The 20,175-nt window shown below is 71.2% G+C and carries 15 protein-coding genes; 4 read left to right on the top strand and 11 right to left on the bottom strand.

Annotated features, from left to right (window positions below):
• Positions 1-2: 2 nt before the first annotated feature.
• The 3 genes from ACFP2T_RS08095 to ACFP2T_RS08085 form a co-directional block, all read right to left on the bottom strand.
• Complete coding sequence (locus ACFP2T_RS08095) at positions 3-1,592, bottom strand: MBL fold metallo-hydrolase (protein ID WP_377419276.1); 1,590 nt, start codon at positions 1,590-1,592, stop codon at positions 3-5.
• 223 nt (positions 1,593-1,815) lie between these two features.
• On the bottom strand, positions 1,816-2,430 hold the full coding sequence (locus ACFP2T_RS08090) for a nitroreductase family protein (protein ID WP_377419274.1): 615 nt from the start codon (positions 2,428-2,430) through the stop codon (positions 1,816-1,818).
• 85 nt (positions 2,431-2,515) lie between these two features.
• Complete coding sequence (locus tag ACFP2T_RS08085; protein WP_377419272.1) at positions 2,516-2,806, bottom strand: chorismate mutase; 291 nt, start codon at positions 2,804-2,806, stop codon at positions 2,516-2,518.
• A 310-nt stretch (positions 2,807-3,116) separates the two neighbouring features.
• Between ACFP2T_RS08085 and ACFP2T_RS08080 the strand changes: the two genes are divergently transcribed.
• The 3 genes from ACFP2T_RS08080 (at position 3,117) to ACFP2T_RS08070 (ending at position 5,015) form a co-directional block, all read left to right on the top strand.
• Positions 3,117-3,848 (top strand): cyclase family protein, encoded by a 732-nt coding sequence (locus tag ACFP2T_RS08080; protein WP_377419270.1) that lies wholly within the window; start codon positions 3,117-3,119, stop codon positions 3,846-3,848.
• Between the two features lie 301 nt (positions 3,849-4,149).
• On the top strand, positions 4,150-4,758 hold the full coding sequence (locus ACFP2T_RS08075) for a DUF2975 domain-containing protein (protein ID WP_377419268.1): 609 nt from the start codon (positions 4,150-4,152) through the stop codon (positions 4,756-4,758).
• Entirely contained in the window at positions 4,758-5,015 is a 258-nt protein-coding gene (locus ACFP2T_RS08070; protein ID WP_377419266.1) for a helix-turn-helix domain-containing protein, read from the top strand. Before ACFP2T_RS08075 ends, ACFP2T_RS08070 begins: the two co-directional genes overlap by 1 nt.
• A 101-nt stretch (positions 5,016-5,116) precedes the next feature.
• Here the strand turns inward: ACFP2T_RS08070 and ACFP2T_RS08065 are convergent, their stop codons facing one another.
• Genes ACFP2T_RS08065 through ACFP2T_RS08045 form a run of 5 tightly spaced genes read right to left on the bottom strand, consistent with a single transcriptional unit; the run spans position 5,117 to position 13,900 of the window.
• On the bottom strand, positions 5,117-6,565 hold the full coding sequence (locus ACFP2T_RS08065; protein ID WP_377419264.1) for an arabinose isomerase: 1,449 nt from the start codon (positions 6,563-6,565) through the stop codon (positions 5,117-5,119).
• 31 nt (positions 6,566-6,596) lie between these two features.
• Entirely contained in the window at positions 6,597-10,814 is a 4,218-nt protein-coding gene (locus ACFP2T_RS08060) for a hypothetical protein (protein ID WP_377419263.1), read from the bottom strand.
• A 4-nt stretch (positions 10,815-10,818) separates the two neighbouring features.
• Positions 10,819-11,646, bottom strand: a complete 828-nt coding sequence (locus ACFP2T_RS08055) for a carbohydrate ABC transporter permease (protein ID WP_377419261.1) — start codon at positions 11,644-11,646, stop codon at positions 10,819-10,821.
• Positions 11,643-12,590 (bottom strand): carbohydrate ABC transporter permease, encoded by a 948-nt coding sequence (locus ACFP2T_RS08050; protein WP_377419259.1) that lies wholly within the window; start codon positions 12,588-12,590, stop codon positions 11,643-11,645. Before ACFP2T_RS08050 ends, ACFP2T_RS08055 begins: the two co-directional genes overlap by 4 nt.
• Positions 12,587-13,900, bottom strand: a complete 1,314-nt coding sequence (locus ACFP2T_RS08045; protein ID WP_377419257.1) for an extracellular solute-binding protein — start codon at positions 13,898-13,900, stop codon at positions 12,587-12,589. Before ACFP2T_RS08045 ends, ACFP2T_RS08050 begins: the two co-directional genes overlap by 4 nt.
• Positions 13,901-14,199: 299 nt before the next feature.
• Here ACFP2T_RS08045 and ACFP2T_RS08040 point away from each other — a divergent pair, with 299 nt between their 5' ends.
• Positions 14,200-17,385: a family 78 glycoside hydrolase catalytic domain gene (locus tag ACFP2T_RS08040; RefSeq protein ID WP_377419255.1), complete on the top strand. Its 3,186-nt coding sequence runs from the start codon at positions 14,200-14,202 to the stop codon at positions 17,383-17,385.
• 31 nt (positions 17,386-17,416) lie between these two features.
• Here ACFP2T_RS08040 and ACFP2T_RS08035 read toward each other — a convergent pair whose 3' ends face one another.
• From ACFP2T_RS08035 to ACFP2T_RS08025, 3 genes are all read right to left on the bottom strand, one after another.
• A complete protein-coding gene (locus ACFP2T_RS08035; protein ID WP_377419254.1) occupies positions 17,417-17,953 on the bottom strand; it encodes a hypothetical protein in 537 nt (178 codons plus the stop codon).
• Positions 17,954-18,014: 61 nt separating this feature from the next.
• Entirely contained in the window at positions 18,015-18,713 is a 699-nt protein-coding gene (locus tag ACFP2T_RS08030) for a hypothetical protein (protein WP_377419252.1), read from the bottom strand.
• Positions 18,714-18,831: 118 nt separating this feature from the next.
• Entirely contained in the window at positions 18,832-20,175 is a 1,344-nt protein-coding gene (locus ACFP2T_RS08025) for an ABC transporter substrate-binding protein (RefSeq protein ID WP_377419250.1), read from the bottom strand.

The following is a 20,175-nucleotide window of genomic DNA, read 5'->3' as shown; positions in this document are numbered from 1 at the left end:
GCCTACCAGCGCCACTCGCGCTTGTTGAACAGGTGCTCCGCGGTGATGCCGTGATTGGTGCACCAGCCGAGGAACTCGTCGATCTGCTTGATCTGGTAGGTGTCCTCGGTGTAGGTGGTGGCCATCACATGGCCCTGCCAGCTCTCCTCGCCCATGGCGTATATGTAAGCCTCGTCCGCGTGGAACTCCGTCATGATGGCGGCGGCCTGCTTCGCGTTCGAGCCCGAGAGCTTGCGTGAGTCACTCATCTTCTTGGTGACCGGTCGGGTCAGCAGGCCCTGGTAGAGCCAGGTCAGCGGGGCACCATCGCATTCCATGCCCAGGAAGGCCAGGTCCACCTTGCCCAGGTGGTTGCGGATGTAGCGGTAGAGCACGGGGTCGACGCCGGAGGAGTCCGCGCCGACGAAGACCGACGCCCCGGCCAGTTGCACGAGGAAGGTCGACTTGGCGCGGATGTCGAGGTCGGAGTGCTCGCCGAGAAACGGCGTCGCGATGACCCTGCCGCCTGGGAACGGCACCTCGTCGAAGTCGTCGACCTCGATCACGGCGAAGCCCAGGGCCTTGAGGTACAGGCCGATCGACGGATCACACAGGTTGCCGCGGGAGGACCGTGGTACCACGACCGCACCGATCCGCGAGCGCAGCTGTATCAGGGTCTCCAGCACGATGTGGTCCTGGTGGCCATGGGTGATCAGCACCAGGTCGATGTAGTCGGGCAGATCGTCCAGGGTGTAGCGGTCGCCGTGCCGGTTGTCGGTACTGATGAACGGATCGGTGACCACGGCGCCCTCCGGCGTCTGCAGCACCAGGCATGCGTGGCCGAAGTAACGGATCCGGCCACCACGCTCGATGTGCCGGTCCGGAGCTGCGCTCGGCTCGGTGGTGAGTAGCCGGTTGAGCTGCGCTGCCTGCGCGTCGTCGAGTTCCAGCGCCTCGCGCAGCCGGGCCGCGCTCGTGGGCTTGACACGCGCCCTGAACAGCTCGTCGAGTCCCGGGTGGTTGAACGGGATCGGCAGGTCCAGGACGTCCGGTGTGGGCAGTCGGGGCGTGCTCAGGATGAATGGGCGCTCGACACCGTCGTCGAGCGAGAGTTGCACCGACTGACGACCCACGTCGTAGGCGGCGCTGGTGTAGATCAGTGGCTCGATGAAGTGCATCGATGGCTGGTTGCTGGTGTCGTAGGCCAGTTCCACCAGACCGTTGAGCGCGGACGGCAGCTTGGGGTACAGCGGGGTGAGGTCGAACCCGGTCGCGTTCTGCCTGAGGAGATCCTCGGCCTCGGCGACGGCGGCGGCGAAGGTCAGCATGTCCGCCCGGTCCCGTTTGATGACATCGAGCAGGGCCGCGACCTCCATGCTCCGCGCCTCGTCGATGTTGACGAAGTAGCCGCCGCGCAGGGCCGGGTTGGCGCTGGCCGCCACGTGCACCTGCGGATTCTGGAGGTAGGACTCGAGCAGCGGCACCTGGAGATTCGCGAGGTTCATCGACGCTTGGACCGGCGCGACGATGTGCAGCCACGCGTAGAACCGGTCAACCAGCGGCTCGATGATCGCGTTGGAGCGGAGGAACACCGGCTCGTCGAGGACGCACATGTGAGCCCCTTAAGGTCGGGAGTTGGTCAGCCGTCGTCGTTGATGAGGCGCCGCGCCCGGCCGAGGCAGGAGGACGTGGGCGACGTACGCGGTTGGGCCACCGGCGCCCACGTTCGCCTGGCTGGGGCTGATCAACCTCGAGAGCCATGATGTCGTTTCGTGTCCCGTTGTGCGACTGACACAGCCGCCGCAGTTGTACAGGAACATGCACGCAACGTGGTTGTCACGGATGCCGTCGTGCGGCCGCGACCTCGGTCAGTCGGAAGGAGGACAGCCTGTCGGTGACGTCCTGCACGACGCGGGGCTGCAACGCGCGGTCCCGCGGCGGGGTGCCGATGTAGAGCCAGCCGAGGAGTCGTTCGTCCTGGTGCAGGCCGAGCATCTGACGTGCGGTCGGCGAGGCGACGAACGCGCCGGTCCGCCAGATGCTGCCGTAGCCCCTGGCATGCAGGAGCAGCATCAGTGCGTGGCTCATCGAACTCGTCGCTGCGAGTTGTTCCCATTCCGGAATCCGGTGTCCGAGCCGGGGCTGGAAGACCAGCGTCGCCAGCAGCGGAGCACGCAGGACCTTGGCAGCGACCCTGGTGGCGACCTCTGTGGCTGGCTCGTCGGGGCGCTCGGCCCCGGCGTCCGCGGCGAAGCATTCGCCGAGCGCGTGCCGCTCCGTGTGCCGCACCAGGATCCAGCGCCAGGGCCGCAGCATCCCGTGGTCGGGCGCGGCGGCTGCGGCCCTGAGCAGGTCGGCGAACTCGTCGTCGCTGGGAGCCGGGTCGGTCAGGAAGTGCTCGCTCCGGCGGGTCAGTATCGCGGTAACCAGGTCCATCTCGGCTGCCCCCATTGAGATACTCCACGAATTCGTTCCTGCCACCCGCCGGCCACCGACGCTCCAGCGGGCCGCAAGCCGTCGGCGGCTGTCAGACCGTTCACAGCGGTCCGCGCCCGGCCCTGAGCACGAGCAACGCCAGTTGCGCGCCGTCCGCGCCGATGGCCTCGCCGAAGCGTTCTACGATCTCCTGCTCGCGGGACAGCACGAGGCGGGTGCCGCCCGTGGCGACGCGGAGCGCACCGATCTGCCGGGAGAGTTCCGCGCGTTCCCGCCAGAGCCCGATGAGCGTCGCGTCGATCTCGTCGATACGTTTACGCATCGATGGAATCGGGCCCTCCGCCGGCGTCTCGGCGTCCGGAGCGTCTGCGTAGGTCAGGTTTTCCGCCATTGCCGTCTCCCGGATCGCCGCAGCAGTGCAGTCGCACGCTTGTCTTCCTGGTACGGATGCGGGCGAAGGCTACGCGAGGTCGACGACCGGCTCAAGCGCGCACCGGGCCTCGTCCTGGAGCGACGGTGGGGGATAGCTGGCGGCTTGTTGCCGCCCGCTGTGGGCACGTGGCAGCCTGAGCGCGTCACGTCGGCTTCGCCACGGATCGCCCTGCCGCGCTCTGACGGAACGATGCGTGCCGGGACACGTCCGACCGGATTGAGACCGTCCGGGCCGTGGGCTCTGCCTGAGATCGTGGAGGTCGGGCGCGATGAGCGGACTGCACGCCTCGATCAGCGCCGTCGTGGACCTGTCCCACCCGTTGTCCACCATGACTCCCTGTCACCCTGCGGCGAATCCACCGACCGTAGCGACCGTGGCCGAGTTCGCCCGTGACGGGTGCTTCGCGGGCCGGTGGAGCCTGGACGAACACACCGGGACGCATGTGGATGCCCCCGCGCACTTTACGGTCGACGGCCGATCTGTCGATGCCATCCCGGCGGCGGATCTGGTGCTGTCCGCCGGTCTGGTGGACATCCGTTGGCGGGTCCGGCGCAGCGTCGATGCGGTGGTGGAGATCGACGATATCCTCGATTGGGAGCGGGTGCACGGACCTCTGCCGTCGCCCGGTGTCGTAATCGCGTTGACCGGCTGGGCGGAACGGATCGGGGCCCGGCGCGCGTACCTCGGTCTCGACGCCGACGACCGCCCGCACTGGCCCGGGTTCGGAGCCGCCACGGCCGACTTCCTCGCCGCCGAGCGGCCACAGGTCTGCGCCCTCGGCATCGACACACCGAGCCTGGACTCGGCGACCAATGAACGGGCGGGCTCGGCGGTCCACCGATCCTGGCTACGGGGGCGGCGGTTCGGCCTGGAGAACCTGACGAATTTGACACGGATGCCGGTGGCAGGTGGGGTCGTCGTCGTTGGTGTGCCCGCCTTCGTCGGCGGCAGCGGCGGCCCGGCACGCGTCCTCGGTCTCATCCCCACAGCCCCCGAGTGAGGCGTCAACCCTGGTATCGGGATCGGCACCGGCCGGGGTTGGTCGGCGGAGAAGGCCGTCGTCCCTGTGCCAGGGCAGGATGAGCCGGGCGCGGCCTCCATCGCCGCACGGTGCCGACGCGACCAGCCCGAGTACGTGGTCGAGCACGTCACGCCGCGCCATCCGGCATGTCCGCTGCGCTCGAGGTGGCGTCGGGCGTTGTCCGAGCGGTCGTGGCACGAGGTCCCGGGCCGGGACGGCTTGACAACGCTCGGCTCCTTATCGATTATCAGTATATCGATTATCGATAAGGGGGGTCGGGATGTCGTTCCTCGGGAAGCTGCGTAGACCGGACTGGTTCGGCGAGATGCAGGCCCTGCTCGTGCTGGGACTGGTCGGTACGGGCCTGGCGGTGGTGGTGACCGGTGTCCGGACCGTCCTGGGCGACAGCCCGGTGATCGCACAACTGCCGGCCGACGCGATGACCGACGTCGCGGGACCGGTCGCCGGACTGGACGACGGCGTCACCATCGGCCCGGACTCGATCGTCGAGGTGCAGATCGCCGATCCCAGCATCCACCAGGTGGTCGCCGAGGCGTTGACCAGCCTGCCCACGGTGCTCGTCGTGGTCAGCACGCTCCTGATGCTGCTGCGCATCGTGCGGCGGGCCCGCCGTGGCGATCCGTTCACCGCCGGCACGGTACGGCAGCTGCGGATCCTCGCGGTGCTGGTCATCGCCGGTGGTGCTGTCGCAGGGACCGTGGAGAACCTCGCTGCCCTCGATCTGTCCCTCACCGTCACCGAGGAGACGGCCTACACGGTCTGGCAACTCCCGGCCGGCTGGTTGCTCGCCGGATTCGGCCTAATGGCCATCGCCGAGGTGGTCAATCGTGGCGCGGTGATGCGCGACGAACTGGACACGGTGATCTGATGCCCCCCGAGGAGAGCCGTCGGATCGAGATTCACCTGGACAAGCTGCTCGCCGAGCGCGGCCTGACGCTGACCGAGCTGGCGAACCGGGTCGGCCTCACCCTGGCGAACCTGTCGGTGCTGAAGAACGGTCGGGCCCGCGCGATCCGGTTCAGCACGCTGACCGCCCTCTGCGACGTGCTCGACTGCCAGCCTGGTGACCTGTTCAGCGTGCGATCCGACCCGGGGAGCGGGGCCAGCCAGGCGCCGCCCGGTTGAGCCGCCCCGAACTGGCCGGGCCGGGCGGCTCAACCGCGTCGGCCGGGTCGGCCGCGTCGGCCGGGTCAGCCGGGATCGGGTGGATCGGGCGGCGGTGATCGTCAGGGGCGTACCTCGACGAAGTCCAGTTCCAGCAGGTCGGCCACGGCGCGCAGGTCGGCGCCGCGATGTCCGGTACCGAGCGCCCAGTGGTGGGAGATGCCCGTACCGCTCCACGCGTCGGTCCACTCGCCCGGATCACAGCCGAAGTCGACCCGGGACGTGGTGTTGCCGATCGTCAGGTGTGGTCCGTCGACCACGGTGCCCTCGGCGGCGACGAAGGCGTACCGGCCGTCCCGGTCCTGCCGTAGCCCGAACGCGGTGACCGGGCCCGGGGTGACGTCGAACTCGACCGACACGCCCCAGCCGCGCTTGCCGTGGTAGACGCCCAGGCCGCGCAGTAGCGGGCGGCGGGCGCTGATCGCCAGGTGCGCGGGCCCGTCGTGGCCCATCTCCACATGCCCCCGGTCGAAGTCGAGCGCCTGGAACTCGGTGAACGATCCGCCGGCGCCGAGCCGGTCCATGACGAGCATCGCCAGCGACGTACGCAGCTCGTACTCGCCGGCGGCCGGAACGCCCCGCGCGGTCAGCAGTGACGCGCCGAGGATCATGCCGGCACCGAGCCGCTCGTGGATCTCCCCGTCCAACCCTCGGTGGTAGTAGGCGAGGCTGTCCAGCCCGAAGTCCTCGACCAGCCGGTCCAGCCCGACCGCGACCCGGGCCGCCCAGTCGAGGTCGTCGGCGTCGACCGACCCGGTCAGTTCGAAGATCTCCCGGGTCTGGTCGAGTTTCGCCGTCACCTCGGTGGTGCCCGCGTCAGGCACCCGGACCCGCAGGTCGTCGAATTCCAGCACCTCCACGTGCCCGCCGAAGTTCGCCGAGACGAGGGTCAGATCGGTGGCCACGTCCAGCATGCCGGGATAGAGGTGCCCCATCAGCCCGTGCCGGCCGCGCCGCAGCGCGGCCCGTACCCCTGCGGCCCGCACCCAGCGGCCGATCCGCTGCCAGGCCCGCTCGTCCTCCAGATAGCCGGAGACCGACCGGAACGGCACCCCGACCCGCCGGAACGCGTTCGCCATCTCCGGCAGCGGGCAGGCGCCGCAGTAGGCGAGCCACTGCCCGGTGTCGAAGCTCGCGTGGTCCATCGACTTCGTCGGCTGGAGGTTGATCAACAGCACCGGCGCGCCGCTGCGCTGCGCGACCGGCACCAGCATCGTCGCGGTCATGTAGGTGGTGAGAAACCCGACGATGACGTCGCAACCGGCCTCGCGGAGCCGCTCGGCGGCCACCGCGCCGTCCTGGGCGTCGGAGATGAACCCGACGTCCACCACGTCCGCGCCGAGGTCCCGCATCCGCTGCGCCACCCGCTCGCTGGAGCGTCGGAGCTGGGGCAGCAGGTCAGGAAACTGCGGCCAGTAGGCGCCGAGGCCGCCGGCCACCAGGCCGACCCGGGGGCGCGGCGGGCTGATCCGGTCGTCCAGGGCGACGGGGTACGGCTCGATGGCGGTCATTCGTTCGATCCCTCCTGACGGCGATGGGGGCTCAGCTGTCGCTGGTGGCCCAGTGCAGGCTTACCGGGCCGAAGAGGCCGGACACCCGCTGTCCCGGGAAGACGAAGTGGGTCGGACTGACGGTGTCCAGATACGGCGCGAGGGTCCCGAACACCTCGACGTCGACGGTGTGCTCGCCCGGCGCCAGTCGACCGAGGTCGAAGACGTACGGCGCGCAGAACCGCACTCCGACGCTCTGGCCGTCCACCGTCACCTCCGCCGAGCCGCGTACCCGGCCGAGGTCGAGCCGGGCGTCCCGGGCGTCCGGGGGGATGACGACGGTGCGCCGGTACCGCACCCCGCCGCTGTAGCCGGCGAGTCCGTGCTGCTCCCAGTCGCCGAGGTCGAGCCGTCCCGGTCCGACCGTGAACCGGACCGGCCCGGTGAGCGCCGCACCCGCCTCGTACCCCGGTCGGGTCTGGATCCGGAGCTGAACCAGCCGGGCGCCGGGCGGCAGTTCGGCGCTCATCGACACACCGCCGTCCGGACCGACGTCGCTGTCCGGATCGGTGCCGTCGACCCCGGTGTACGCGTCGACCGGCATGTCGTCGACGTACAGGTCGGCGTCACCGACGACGCGGAGGTCGAGCCGGGTCGCGCCGGGCGGGACGGCGAACCGCAGCCACTCCACCCGTTCGCCCGGCGGCCGGGGTACGGCGAACGTGACCGGTACGACGGTGTCGGCCTGGTCGGTGTCGTCCAGCCAGGCCGCACCGGGCAGCGGATGCGGGCGGCGGGTCACGTACAGGTCGGCGACCACCCGGTGTGCCCGGCGGTGCCGGACGACCCTGGCCGGCGTACCGTCCACGGTGGCCCACCAGTCCGTGTCGGTGACGAAACCGAAACCGTGACCGTGGCCGTGGCCGTGGCCGTCGTGACCGTGACCGTGATCGTGATCGTGATCGTGACCGTCGGGACCGGGACCGTCGATGACGGCGTCGACCAGGATCGGTGACGGGGCGGTCAGTTCGACGACCACCTCGTTGGCACCGGGCCGCAGCACCCGCCCCAACTCGTAGCGGCGCACGGTCGGAATCGGCCGCTCGTACGGTGCGAAGCCGCCCTGCCGGCCCGCCTCGACACCGTTGACGAGCAGCCGGGCGCTGCCGAGCGCGGTGAGGTTGAGGGCCGCGCCGGACGCCGGGCGGTCGAGCGTGACGGTGGTGCCGAAGGCGATCCGGCGGCCGGGCTCCGGCAACCCGTCCACCGTGATCCACTCCGGTCGGCGGTACCGGTCCGGGTTCCGGACGAACGCGAGGTGTGCGCGCAGCGCCAGGTCGGTCGCCGGGACGAGTTCCAGTTCGAGTTCGTGCCGCCCGGCGGCGAGTCGGACCGGCGCGCTGCCGAGGTGCCCGCCACCGTCGTCGATCGGCACCGGCGCGCCGTCCAACCAGAGCCGCTTCGCGGCCGGTGCACCGACGGACACGGTGAGCCGGTCCTGGTCGACGCCGGTCAGGTCGGCGTCGGTCAGGGTGAACTCGGCCCGGAACCGGACCGGCGTGCCGGCCCGCACCTGACCGAAGTCCAGGAACTCCTCCGGCACGTGTCCCTTCGGCCCCAGCGCGGGCCGGTGGATCGGATCCTTCCGGATGCCCCGGCTGGCCGAGTAGGTCACCGGAGCGTTGCCGACCAGGCCGTGCGGCCCGAACGTGGCCAACCCCGGCTGCCATCCGTCGGCCCCGTCCAACCGGTGCTCCAGCTCCCACCGCTGCACGACCGGGTCGGTGGCGGCGGACGGCGGCCAGGCGAAGTCGCCCCACCTGTTGTCCAGGGTGGGCACCAGTTCGGCCAGCCATTCCCCGTCGAGCGGCAGCGTCTCCCGGTGCGGGGCCGCCACCGGTGCCAGGACCCCGGCGGAGGCCGCCGGCGGTGGCGGTGCCCCGGCGGGAGCGGCCGGCGGTGACCCGGGCGGGAACACCAGCAGCGCGGCCGGGCCGTCGGTGAAGGGTACGACCACCTCCGTCACCTCGCCGTCCACCGTGTACGGCAGTGGACGCGGCGGTGTACCGAACGGGCTCGCCAGCACCGGGGCGCCCGGCGCGTGCCGAACCCGGACCCGCACCTCGGACAGGTAGCGGGCCGGGTCGAAGTCGTAGCCGACGTTGTCCCAGCCGTGCCCGGGACCGCGTTGCTCCGGTCGGCCGTCGACCTCGGTGGCGCTCCACGCGGTGGCGGTGACGAAGACGGTGAGCGCACCGTCGATGTCGCGGGCCAGTACGGGGACGTCGGCGACCACCCGGGGGGTCAGGTCGGCGAGCGCGCCCGACAGTTCGGCGGCGGACCGGACGAACCGGGCCTCGCCGGTGGCGAACCGTTCCCGCAACCGGGCCACCACCTCGTCGGCCACCGTCCCTGCTGGCCCCTGGTCGGTCGTCGGTGTGGCCGTCGGCAGGTCGGCCGTCGGTGTGGCCGTCGTCCGGTCGGAGACGCCGCGTTCCGGCAGCGCGCCGACCGCGACCAGCAGCCCACCGGCCACGACGAACTGGTCCAGCCGGTGGGCGGTCGCCTCCTCCAGCACGGTCGCGGCCGGCAGCACGACTGCGGCGTACTCCTCGCCCGCCACGCACAGCCGGGGTGGCGTGACACCGTAGGGGGCACCCCGGGTCCGGCCGCGCACCTCCGCGGAGGCGAGCGAGTCGTCGTCGATCACGTCCGCGTCCAGCCCGGCCAGATCCAGTACCCCGGGGACCGGTGCGAACCAGGCGGCGTCACCGATCAGCTCCCGGTACACCGTCTGGGCGCCGGTGGCCGCCGGACCGGCCCCGTCGAGTCGTAGGTCCGCCTGCGCGGTGGTGGTCGGGTGCAGCACGGCGACCTCGCAGGTGTGCCGGCCCAGCGACAGCGCGGCGCAGAGCCGGGTCACGGTGTCGGCGAACTCCCGGTGGTGCCGCCAGTACGGCTGCCGCCAGTCGGTCGCCGGTGGCGCCCACTCCCACCAGCCGGCCTTGGTGGAGTAGTACACGGCGTGCGGGTTGTAGAGGGTGGCGCCGGTACGCAGCCAGGGCAGCAGCCAGTCGAACGTCTCCTCGAGGGTGCCGCCCCAGCCGGTCGAGTGGAACGCCTCGATCCAGACCCGGGGCTGGTCGTAGAGGTGGGCGAGGGAGGAGTGGATCCGGGCGTCGCCGTGGTGGTCCGAGCCGGGCGCGCTGAACCAGCGGTGCGTACGGGGGTAGTCGGCGTACAACGAGGCGCCCTCGACGGGATGCCCGGCCCGCGCCGGATCCTGCTGGTCGCAGCCGACCAGCAGGCCGTAGCGGTCGTGCCACTGCGCCAGCGGGCGGAAGAACGCCGTCTCGGCGAGCGTGGCCCGCAGCGCGTGGTAGTCGCGACGGACCCGGTCGGCGTCCGGCAGCACCGCGTCCCACAGCGCGCCGAGCCGGGTAACCAGGTCGTAGCCGTACCGGGCGGTGAACTCGACGGCGAAGGTGGCCGACCAGGTGGGCAGGGCCGGCAGCTCGTCCTGGAAGGAGCCGACCACCACGGTGCCGAGCCGGTCACCGAGCCGGCGGGCGAACTCGGCGTGTACCTGGTCGAGCAGGGTCGCGCAGGCGGTCGGGGCGAGGTAGTCGAAGCCGTGGTCGGTGTCGTAGTACAGCGAGAGCCGGAACCCGGGACTGCGCGCCTGCCAGGTGGCGGCGGTACCGGTCAGCGGAACCGGCTCGGGCGGCCCGGCCGGTCGGCCCGCCTCGTCGACCACCTCGACCGCCGCGCCGATCGGCCGTCCACCCGCCGGGCAGCGCAGTTCCAGCCGCCCGGCACCGGTCGCGGTGACGGTGAGCCGGTGCAGACGCCGGCCAGCGTACTCCGGGTGCCGGGCCACGAGTCTGGCTTGCAGGTCGGCGCCGGAGAAGCCGAGCTGGTCGTAGAACCACAGGCTGATCCCGAGCCGCTTGGCGTCGTCACACGCCCCCAGGAACAGTTCCCACCAGCGTTCCGACAGGAACGGTGGATCGTCCGGATCGGCGCCGTGCGCGGGCCCCGACGGAGCCAGGTTGAGGACGACCAGGTTGTAGACACCGCCCTCGGCGAACCGTTCGAGTTGCCAGCGCAGCCGCTCGGCGTCCAGCGCCTCGCCGCTCCACCACCAGATCGGCACCGGGGAGAAGGACTTCGGCGGATCGGCGAGCACCGCCGCGAGCCGTTCGGGCAGGCGGGCGGCGGCGGGGAGCCGTTCGGGAAGCCGGCCGGCGGGGAGCCGTTCGGGAAGCATCAGGTCAGCCCTTCAGTCCGCTGGAGAAGCCACGGATGACGTACCGCTGGAGGACGAGGAAGACGGCGAGGATCGGCAGCGCGGCCAGCACCAGACCGGCGGCGACCAGGCCGTAGTCCGAGGTGTACTCGTTCACGAACGCGAACACCCGGACCGGTACGGTCTCCCGGCCGGAGCCGCCGAGGTAGAGCAGCGGGGTGAAGAAGTCGTTCCAGATGTGCACCGCGTTGAGGATCAGCACCGTGCCGGTGATCGGCCGCAGCAGCGGGAACACCACCCGGGTGAACGCCTGGAGGTGCGAGGCACCGTCGATCAGCGCCGCGTTGGCGTAGTCGGCCGGCAGTGACCGGATGAACCCGGTGTAGAGGAAGACCGTGAACGGCAACTGGATGCCGGTGTAGAACAGGATCATCCCCTGGTACGTGCCGATCAGGCCGAGGTCGGAGACGAGCTGGTACAGCGGGATCATGCCGAGCTGGAACGGCAGGATGATGCCGAGCAGGAAGAGGATGTAGAGCCCGTAGCTGAGCCGGGTGGCCCGCCGCGCCAGGAAGTACGCCGCCAGCGAGCCCAGCGCGACCAGCGCGACGATGCTCGCCACCGTGATGATCGCGCTGTTCACCAGCGCCGAGCCCAGGGACGCGGACTGCCAGGCGGTCGGGAAGCTGTCCACGCTGGGCGGCGCGGGCACCCCGAGCGGGTTGTTCGCCACCTGTCGCGGGTCCTTGAGCGCGAGCGTCACCAGCGCGTACACCGGGAACAGGAAGGCCACCGCGGCGGCCAGCATCACGATCTCCAGCAGGAAGGTCCGGGGCCGGTACCGGGTGGTCATGAGGTCGTCTCCCGGGAGCGCAGGTAGGCGATCTGCACGAACGACACGGCGGCCACGAAGAGCGCCAGCACCAGCGCGATCGCGGTGCTGTAACCGAACCGGCCGTACACGAACGCCTGCTTGTAGAGCACCGTCGACAGGGTGTCGGTGGCGTAGCCCGGCCCGCCGTTCGTCATCGCGAGGATCTGGCTGAACAGCGTCAGCCCGCCGACGGTGGAGAGCATCAGGTTGATCGTCACGGCGGGGGCCAGCAGCGGCCAGGTGATGTACCGGAACCGGTGCAGGGTGCCGGCGCCGTCCACCATCGCCGCCTCGTGCAGCTCCCGGGGTACGCCCTCCAGCCCGGCCAGGAAGATCACCATCGAGTACCCGGCGCACTGCCAGATCACCGTGAACGCCACCGACCAGATCGCGATGTCGGGGTTGCCGAGCCAGTCCTGGCGCAGCCCGCCCAGCCCGACCGCGCCGAGCATCGCGTTGAGCCCGGCGTCGGGTGCCGGGTTGTAGACGTACTTCCACAGGAAGGCCACCATCACCGGGCTGACCACCACCGGGGCGAAGAAGACCGCCCGCAGCGCCATCCGGCTCTTGATCGCGGTGTGCACGCCGAGCGCGAGCAGCAGGCCGATGCCGTTCTGCACGAAGACGATCGCGACGGTCAGCAGCAGCGTGTTGCGCAGCGAGCCGAGTGCCTGCTCGTCGTGCAGGAGTTCGCGGAAGTTCGCCAGGCCGACGAACGAGCGGTCCTGGCCCACCCCGGACCAGTCGGTGAACGCCGAGCCGACCCCGGCGAGGCTGGGGTAGAGCACCACCAGGGCGTACACGGCGATGGCCGGCACGGCGAACAGCCACGGCGGGGCCGTACCCGACCGCCGTCGGCGGCGGCGCGGCGTCGTGGGGACCGCGCGCGCCGCGCCCGCCGGCGCGTCCTTCAGTACGGTCATGACGCCTTCCGGTACGCCTCGTCCATCTTGGTCAGCGCGCCCTCGATGGTGTTCCGGCCGCCGAGCAGTTCCTGCACCACCGCGAAGTGGGTCGGCTGGACCTGGGCGTTGGGCCAGCGCTGGTCCATGAACGGCACCGCCTTGTTCTCCGCCAGGTACGGCATGAACGGCTTGAGCACCGGGTCGACGTCGGGCTCACCGTCGGCGTAGAGCGGCACACAGGCGGCGGCCTTCGCCCACGCCCCGACGATCGCCGGTTGGGCGCAGAAGTCGACGAACGACTTCGCCGCCTCGAGGCCCTTGCTCTTGGCACTGACCCCGATGCCGACCACGATCCCGCCCGGGATCCAGTTCTCCGCCGCGACGTCGCTGCCGGGCATCGGGAACATCGCGATGTCGTCCGGGCTCGCCGCCGCCTTGCGGAACGCGTCGAGTACGGCGGAGACCTGGATCGCCATCCCCGCCTTGCCGGTGCCGACCAGCGAGACCGACTGCTCGTACGTGGTGCCGTTCGGGTTGTCGTTGAAGAAGCCCCGCTCCTGGAGTTCGAGGTACGCGGCCATGGCGTCCCGCCAGCCGGACTGGGCGAAGCTCGTGGTGCCGGCGCCCATCCGGTCGTCGAAGTCGGGCTGCTTGGCGTAGACCTTGGACGGCACCAGCGCGTAGTTGATGAGCTGGGTGACCCAGGGGGTCTGCGCGCCGAGCGCGATCGGCACGATGCCCTTGCGCTTGAGCGTCTCGCAGACCCGGATCAGCTCGCTCCAGGTGGTCGGCGGCTCGACGCCCGCGGCGGCGAACGCCTTCTTGTTGTAGACCGCGCCGAGCACGCTCGTCCCGGGCGAGAAGATGTACGTCTTGCCGTCGTTCTGGTAAGCGCCCTTGAAACCGGTCGGGATGCGCTGGGTCCACGACTGCGCGCTGAGGTCGGCGAGCAGCCCGGCCTTGCTGATCTGCACCATGGACATCGCGCTGCCGTTGCCGGGGTAGACCGCGTGCAGGTCCGGTGCGTTCCCGGCGGCCAGTTGCGCCCGTACCGAGGTCTGGATCTGGTCGGCCGGTGCGAAGGAGAGGTTGATCGAGACGTCCGGGTGCTGCTGCTTGTACTGGTCGAGGGCGAGCGCCAGTCCGGCCTCCTGGCTGCCGGCGCCGATCATCTTGAGGTTCTTGCCGTCGCCGCTGCCCGACCCGCCGCCGCAGCCGGCCAGCAATCCGGGTACGGCGGTGGCGGCGGTGGCTCCACCGAGGAGGCGCAGGAAACCTGCCCGGCTGATCGTCGTACGCTGCTGCGCCCTGCCGAACTGCCCTGTCATGTGTTCCTCCTGTGCTGGGGCGGCCCCGAGAGCCGATGGAACGTTTCAGAAGTCGTGCCCAGGCGGGCGCTCTCAGTAGTGTTGAGAAGTACTCAGGCAAAAGTGTGAGATTTATCAGCCTGGGCTGGAGGTTACGAGCCCATTAACCGGGCTGTCAACCCCCTGCTCGGCATGCGATTGGGTGCTCCTGAGCGCCTTGACAAGCGCGAGTCCGGTGTTAACCTCTGCCGGTTCTGAAAGGTTTCATTGTCATCTTCACAGGAGTCGACGTGACAACTAGCCAGTCCAGGATCCGGCCGGTGTCCCTGAGCGTCGAGCGGGCCGTCGACCCGATCGGTATCGACGAACCCCGGCCGCTGCTCGGCTGGCAACTTCCCGCCACGGCCCGAGGACGCGCGCAGACGGCGTACCAGATCGTGGTCACCGACGACGCCGACGCCGTGGTCTGGGACTCCGGGACCGTCGCCTCCGCCGACTCCGTCGACGTGCCGTACGGCGGCCCGACGCCGCGCCCCCGGACCCGCTACCACTGGCGGGTCCGGATCATCGACGAGCGCGTCGAGCCCTCCGCCTGGAGCGAGCCGGCGACCTGGGAAAGCGGCCTGATGCGCCCCGGCGAGTGGACCGCCGGTTGGATCAGTTCGGCCGCCGAGGCCGCCGCACCGGTCCGGATCGACCTGGACACCCGTGCGCCGTTCGAGAACATCGGACGGATATGGGCGGCCGGCACGCCGACGCCGACGGAGGTGCTGTTCCGGACCGAGTTCACCGTGCCGCCCGGCCGCGCGGTGACCGGAGCACGGCTGACCACCGGCGGCGCCGCCGAGATCACCGCCTGGCTCAACGGCGTGCCGGTGCACGACGCCGATCCGCGCCCGGCGGTCCGGGTCGGCCGCAACGTGCTCGCGCTGCGCGCAGTGGCCGGCGCACTGCCCGGCGGCCTGGTCGCCCGGCTGACGGTGAGCCTGGCCGACCTGCCCCCGGTGCTGGTGGTCGCCGACGACCGGTGGTGGGCCGCCGCCGCCCCGATCCAGACGCGGCAGGCCGGTCCGGATGAGCGGGCCGGTTCCGGCGAGTGGGCAGGTCCGGATGAGCAGGTCGGCCCGGACGAGCAGGCCGGTTCCGGCGAGGCGGCACCGGACTGGGCCCGGCCCGACCACGACGACTCCGGCTGGGCCAAGGCGGTCGCACTCGGGCCGCACGGCAACCCGCCGTGGGGCCGGGAGCCGGCCACCCACCGAACGAGCCCGTACCTGCGGCGTGCCTTCGAGGTGGCGGCGCCGGTGCGGCGGGCCCGGCTCTACGCCACCGCCGCCGGGCTGTACGAGCTGACGATCAACGGGACGCCGGTCGGCGACCACCGGCTCGCTCCCGGCTGGACCGACTACCAGCGACGGGTGCCGTACCAGAGTTACGACGTCACCGCCCTGCTCCGGCCGGGACGCAACGCGCTCGCCGCGACCCTCGCCGACGGGTGGTACGCCGGCCAGGTCGGCTTCCTCGGTGCCGGACACTACGGCGACGTCCGTGCGCTCCGCGCCGAACTGCACCTGGACCTCGACGACGGTACGCACACCGTGCTCGGCACCGACGGGCGGTGGCGGACCGGCGAGGGCGGCCTGCGCTACGCCGACCTGCAGAACGGCGAGGTCTACGACGCCCGGCGCGAGCCGGCCGGCTGGCGGGAGCCCGACTTCGACGACACGGGCTGGCCGGCGGCGGTGCCGGTACCCGGACCGGCCGGCGAGCCCCAGGCCCAGATCGCCGAGCCGATCCGCGCACTGCACGAACTGCCGGCGCGGACCGTCACCGAACTCCGGCCGGGCACCGTCATCGCCGACTTCGGCCAGAACGTCGCCGGCTGGGTGCGACTGCGGCTGCGTGGTCCGGCGGGGCAACGGGTCATGCTGCGCCACGCCGAGGTGCGGGGCCCGGACGGTGAGCTGTACCTGACGGCCCTGCGGACCGCACGGGCCACCGACGAGTACGTGCTGCGCGGCGATCCGGACGGCGAGGAGTACGAGCCCCGGTTCACCGTGCACGGCTTCCGCTACTGCGAGGTCAGCGGCCTGTCGGGGCCACTGGACGGCACCGACGTCACCGCCGTGGTCGCGTACGCCGACATGCCGGCCACCGGCCGGTTCGCCTGTTCGTCGGAGCCGCTGAACCGGCTCCAGGCGAACATCGTGTGGAGCCAGCGCGGCAACTTCCTCACCGTACCCACCGACTGCCCGCAGCGGGACGAGCGGTTGGGCTGGACCGGGGACGCCCAGGTCTTCGCCGCCACCGCCGCCTTCAACTACGACGTCCGCTCGTTCCTGCGCAAGTGGTTGCAGGACGTCCGCGACGCCCAGCGCCCGGACGGCGCGATCGCGCACGTGGCACCCGACGTGATGACCGGCGCCCAGGTCGACAACCCGACCCGCTGGGCCGGCAGCGGCGGCTGGGGCGACGCCGTGGCGATCGTGCCGGAGCGGCTGCTGACCGCGTACGCCGATCGGCGCGCGGTGACCGAGAGCCTGGACGCGATGGACGGCTGGCTGCGGTACCTCGACCGGCGGGGCGGCGGCGACCAGCCCGACGGCGGGTACGCCGACTGGCTCGCCGTCACCCCGACCCCGAAGGAACTGGTCAACGCCGCGTACTTCGCGTACACGGCCCGACTCGCCGCCCGGCTCGCCGAGAGCGTTGCCGACCCGAGGGCGGGGGACTGGCACGCCCTCGCCGACCGGCTGCGCGCCGAGTTCCAGGCCCGGTACGTCGGTGGCGGCGGCCGGGTCTCGTCCGGGACCCAGACCGCGTACGTGCTGGCGCTGCACGCCGACCTGCTGCCCGCCGCCGACCGGCCGGCGGCGGTGGACCGGCTGGTCGCCGAGGTGGCCGCCCGGCACGACCATCTGACCACCGGGTTCCTCGGCACTCCGTGGCTGCTCGACGCGCTGACCGACGGCGGTCGGGTGGACGTGGCGTACCGGTTGTTGACCCAGCAGGGGTACCCGTCCTGGCTGTATCCGGTGGTGCACGGCGACGCCACGACCATCTGGGAGCGCTGGGACTCGTGGAGCGACTCCCGTGGCTTCCAGAACCCGCACATGACCTCGTTCAACCACTACGCGTACGGCGCTGTCGGCGACTGGCTCTACCGCACCGTCGCCGGGCTCGCCCCGACCGCGCCGGGGTACCGGACGATCCGGATCCGGCCCCGGCCGGGCGGGGGACTGGCGAGCGCCGAGGCCGAGTTGGCGACGGTGCAGGGCCGGGCCGCCGTGGCCTGGCGGGACGAGGCGGGGACGTTCGTCCTCGACGTGACGGTGCCGCCGAACACCACGGCCGAGGTGTGGGTGCCGGACGCCGACCCGGCGGACGTCACCGAGGGCGGAACGCCCGCGTCCGACGCCGACGGAGTACGCGCCAGCCACCGCGCCGACGACGGGTCGGCGGTCTTCACGGTCGGCTCCGGCACGTACCGGTTCCGCCGCGGGTGATCCGCCGACGGCGCCGTCGTGCGGGGTCGGATCAGGACCGGGAGGTCTTCTTACCCTGCCAGGGGCTCGGCAGCGTACCGCTGCGGCGCAGCATCCGGACCCAACCACGGACGATCTGGCTCGGCACCTCGTAATGCTCCGCGACCTTCGTGACGCTCCCGAGCCGCCAGTAGTTCACCGCGAAGTCGGACGGCATGTCGTTCACGCGCCGCGCCTGCCCGTCGGGCATTCTCGGCTGCCGGCCCTTGTCCGAGCCGCGCGGGAGCCGTCGGGGCACCTCGGCTTCGGCCGCGCTCTCCTGTTCCGGACGTGGACCGGTCGGCGACGGGTCCCGTGGCGGTGTGGGCGTGACCGTTGGCAGGCGGCCCTCGGAGAGCTGTGTCGCCTGCTTTATCAGCAGGGCGAAGTCGAGGTCGGCGAGTGCGTCTGGAAGTGGTGCGCCCTCGGCGCCGATGTGAACGGTTATCCCGCGTACGCGGAGGGCCGTCGGCTCAAGCTCTATCCGAATGACCGCACTCGACTTGGATTGGTCGTCCGGCGTGACGGTGATGGTATACGAGTCCACCATATGTGGATCCTTTGCCTGGCGCTGCTCGGGAGCTCTGGCAACGACGCGGGATGGAAGTCGCCTACGGTGTGCTGTCCGTCAGCTTGCGAACCCGTGTCATCCAACCCTGGGCGGTATGCCGCGGCACGTTGAAGTGCTGCGCCAGTCCCGTGACACTGCCGATCCGCTCGTAGGCGGCGCGGACCTCGTCAACGGCCGGCATGCGGCGATACGCCCGTCCTGAACCGTTGCCCGCGGTCTGTTCGACCGGACTGGCCGACGCCGGAGCAGCGACGGGCTTCCGGGGTCTGGCTATCGGCAGGGCCGCTTGCGTCGCAGCAGGCTCGTCCGCCGACCGGTCGTCCGACGCGGCTTCCGGCTGGTCGACGGGCTGGCCGGCGAATCGCGATGCGGACGAGTCCGCGACCTGGGCTTCGGAGTGGCGCCGTTCCCCGTCCGGGGCGGCTGGCCCGGGGACCGCGGCACGCACCCCGGCGCTGAGGGCCCGGACGACCGCTTCGAGGTCGATGCCCGGAAGGTCCGTGGCGAACAGGCCGGAGGGAGCGGTGGACCGGACTGTCATCTCGATGATCCGTGGGTCCGGCGCACCGGTCTCGACCTTGATCGTTGCTTCGAGGTCTGGCCGGGATGCGTCCGCACCCTCCCGCTCCGGCGTGATGACAATCCGATAAACACTCATCTGTTTCCCTCGCGTCGCCTGACCGTCGAGCCGCTCTCGACAGGTAACCCGTGGCGGCCGGCGGATCTGTGCTCCGGCCATGATAGGCGACAGGTGTTCGCCCGGATGTCTGGGTCGTCCGCCTACCGCCCGCCGTCTCCGTGAGGTGCGAGGCGGCGGGCCGGTGCGGGGCGGAGGCTGGTCAGCCGTACCTGGTGACTCAGCTGTACTTCGCGACCGCGTCCTTGACACTCTCGGCGTTCTTGCGCAGCTCCTCCGCGACCGCGGAGAAGACCTGCTGGGCCGGCTGGTTGTCGGCGTAGATCTTCTGTAGGCCGCCGTAGATGGCCTTGTTCGCGTTCGGCACCAGCAACCGGACCTGGTCCTGTGCCTGGGTCTTCGGCAACTGGTCCACCGCGACCTTGTAGCCCGGCCGCTCGGTGAAGAGCTTCTGCAACTCCGGGGTCTGCTGCGCCGCCTTCGTGGAGGGCAGGTAGCCGGTGTCGACCGACCACTGCGCCACGTTCTCCGGCCTGGCGGCGAACCGGATGAACTCGAACGCCGCCTCCTTGCGCTCCTTGGGCGGACCGGCCAGCATCGCCAGCCCGCCGCCGCCGGTCGGGCAGCCGAACGCCTTCTGCTCCGGCAGGAAGGCGGCGCCGAACGCGAACTTGGCCTCCTTGGTCAGCGTCGTCATCACCCCGGTGGAGTCCTGGAGCGTCGCGATCAGCCCGTTGGTGAAGTCGACCCGGGGGCTCTCGGTCATGTAGGCGAGCTTGTCCTGGTGGATCAGTCGCCGCTGCCACTCACCGGCCTCGACCGCGCCGCCGGTGTCGATGGCCACCTCCATCCCCCTGGAGTAGTTCCCGCCCCACTGCCACACCGCGCCCTGGAACATCCAGTCCCCGTCGACCCTCGGGTACGCGTGCAGCCGGGGCGCCCGGCCGCCGACGCTCACCTTCCGCAGCGCCGGTGCCCACTCCCGCAACTCGTCCCAGGTCTTCGGGCCCCGGTCCGGCAGGCCGGCCTTCGCGAACATGTCCCGGTTGTAGTAGAACAGTGGCGTGCTGCGCCCGAACGGCACCCACCAGACCTCGTTCCGGACGGTGCCCTCGTTGATCAGCGAGTCGACGTACCCGGTGGGGGAGAAGTCGTTGTCGAAGTAGCCGGTCATCGGCTCCAGCGTCTGGTTGAGATGGAACCGGTGCCAGGTCACCTCGGAGAAGATGCACAGCTCCGGGATCTGTCGGGCCTGGAGGCCGGCGGCGAGCTTCTGGGACACCTCGTCGTAGGTGCCCTGGAACTGCGCCTCCAGGTAGACGTCCTGCTGGGACTCGTTGAACTTGCCGACCAGCCGGTTGAACGCGTCGGCCGGCACCCCGCTGTACGGGTACCAGACCACCACCCGCTGCCGCTTGGCGTACTGGCCGGGCACGTCGCCCTTCGGCTGGCTGAACTGGCTGCCGCCGCTTCCGCCGCCACCGCCGCAGCCGAGCGGCGTCAACGCGAGAGCGGCGCCGCCGGCGAGGCCGAGCAACCGGCGCCGGGAAAGGGGTGTGGACAT

Origin of the sequence: Plantactinospora solaniradicis (assembly GCF_042658085.1) — a bacterium.
Lineage (GTDB): Bacteria > Actinomycetota > Actinomycetes > Mycobacteriales > Micromonosporaceae > Plantactinospora > Plantactinospora solaniradicis.
This window is presented reverse-complemented; position numbering and strand designations above follow the sequence as displayed.

Excerpts from the sequence above, each read along its gene's own strand:
- ACFP2T_RS08095 (WP_377419276.1), bottom strand. The coding sequence starts at position 1,592 with ATGTGCGTCCTCGACGAGCCGGTGTTCCTCCGCTCCAACGCGATCATC.
- ACFP2T_RS08090 (WP_377419274.1), bottom strand. The coding sequence starts at position 2,430 with ATGGGGGCAGCCGAGATGGACCTGGTTACCGCGATACTGACCCGCCGG.
- ACFP2T_RS08085 (WP_377419272.1), bottom strand. The coding sequence starts at position 2,806 with ATGGCGGAAAACCTGACCTACGCAGACGCTCCGGACGCCGAGACGCCG.
- ACFP2T_RS08080 (WP_377419270.1), top strand. The coding sequence starts at position 3,117 with ATGAGCGGACTGCACGCCTCGATCAGCGCCGTCGTGGACCTGTCCCAC.
- ACFP2T_RS08075 (WP_377419268.1), top strand. The coding sequence starts at position 4,150 with ATGTCGTTCCTCGGGAAGCTGCGTAGACCGGACTGGTTCGGCGAGATG.
- ACFP2T_RS08070 (WP_377419266.1), top strand. The coding sequence starts at position 4,758 with ATGCCCCCCGAGGAGAGCCGTCGGATCGAGATTCACCTGGACAAGCTG.
- ACFP2T_RS08065 (WP_377419264.1), bottom strand. The coding sequence starts at position 6,565 with ATGACCGCCATCGAGCCGTACCCCGTCGCCCTGGACGACCGGATCAGC.
- ACFP2T_RS08060 (WP_377419263.1), bottom strand. The coding sequence starts at position 10,814 with ATGCTTCCCGAACGGCTCCCCGCCGGCCGGCTTCCCGAACGGCTCCCC.
- ACFP2T_RS08055 (WP_377419261.1), bottom strand. The coding sequence starts at position 11,646 with ATGACCACCCGGTACCGGCCCCGGACCTTCCTGCTGGAGATCGTGATG.
- ACFP2T_RS08050 (WP_377419259.1), bottom strand. The coding sequence starts at position 12,590 with ATGACCGTACTGAAGGACGCGCCGGCGGGCGCGGCGCGCGCGGTCCCC.
- ACFP2T_RS08045 (WP_377419257.1), bottom strand. The coding sequence starts at position 13,900 with ATGACAGGGCAGTTCGGCAGGGCGCAGCAGCGTACGACGATCAGCCGG.
- ACFP2T_RS08035 (WP_377419254.1), bottom strand. The coding sequence starts at position 17,953 with ATGGTGGACTCGTATACCATCACCGTCACGCCGGACGACCAATCCAAG.
- ACFP2T_RS08030 (WP_377419252.1), bottom strand. The coding sequence starts at position 18,713 with ATGGCCGGAGCACAGATCCGCCGGCCGCCACGGGTTACCTGTCGAGAG.
- ACFP2T_RS08025 (WP_377419250.1), bottom strand. The coding sequence starts at position 20,175 with ATGTCCACACCCCTTTCCCGGCGCCGGTTGCTCGGCCTCGCCGGCGGC.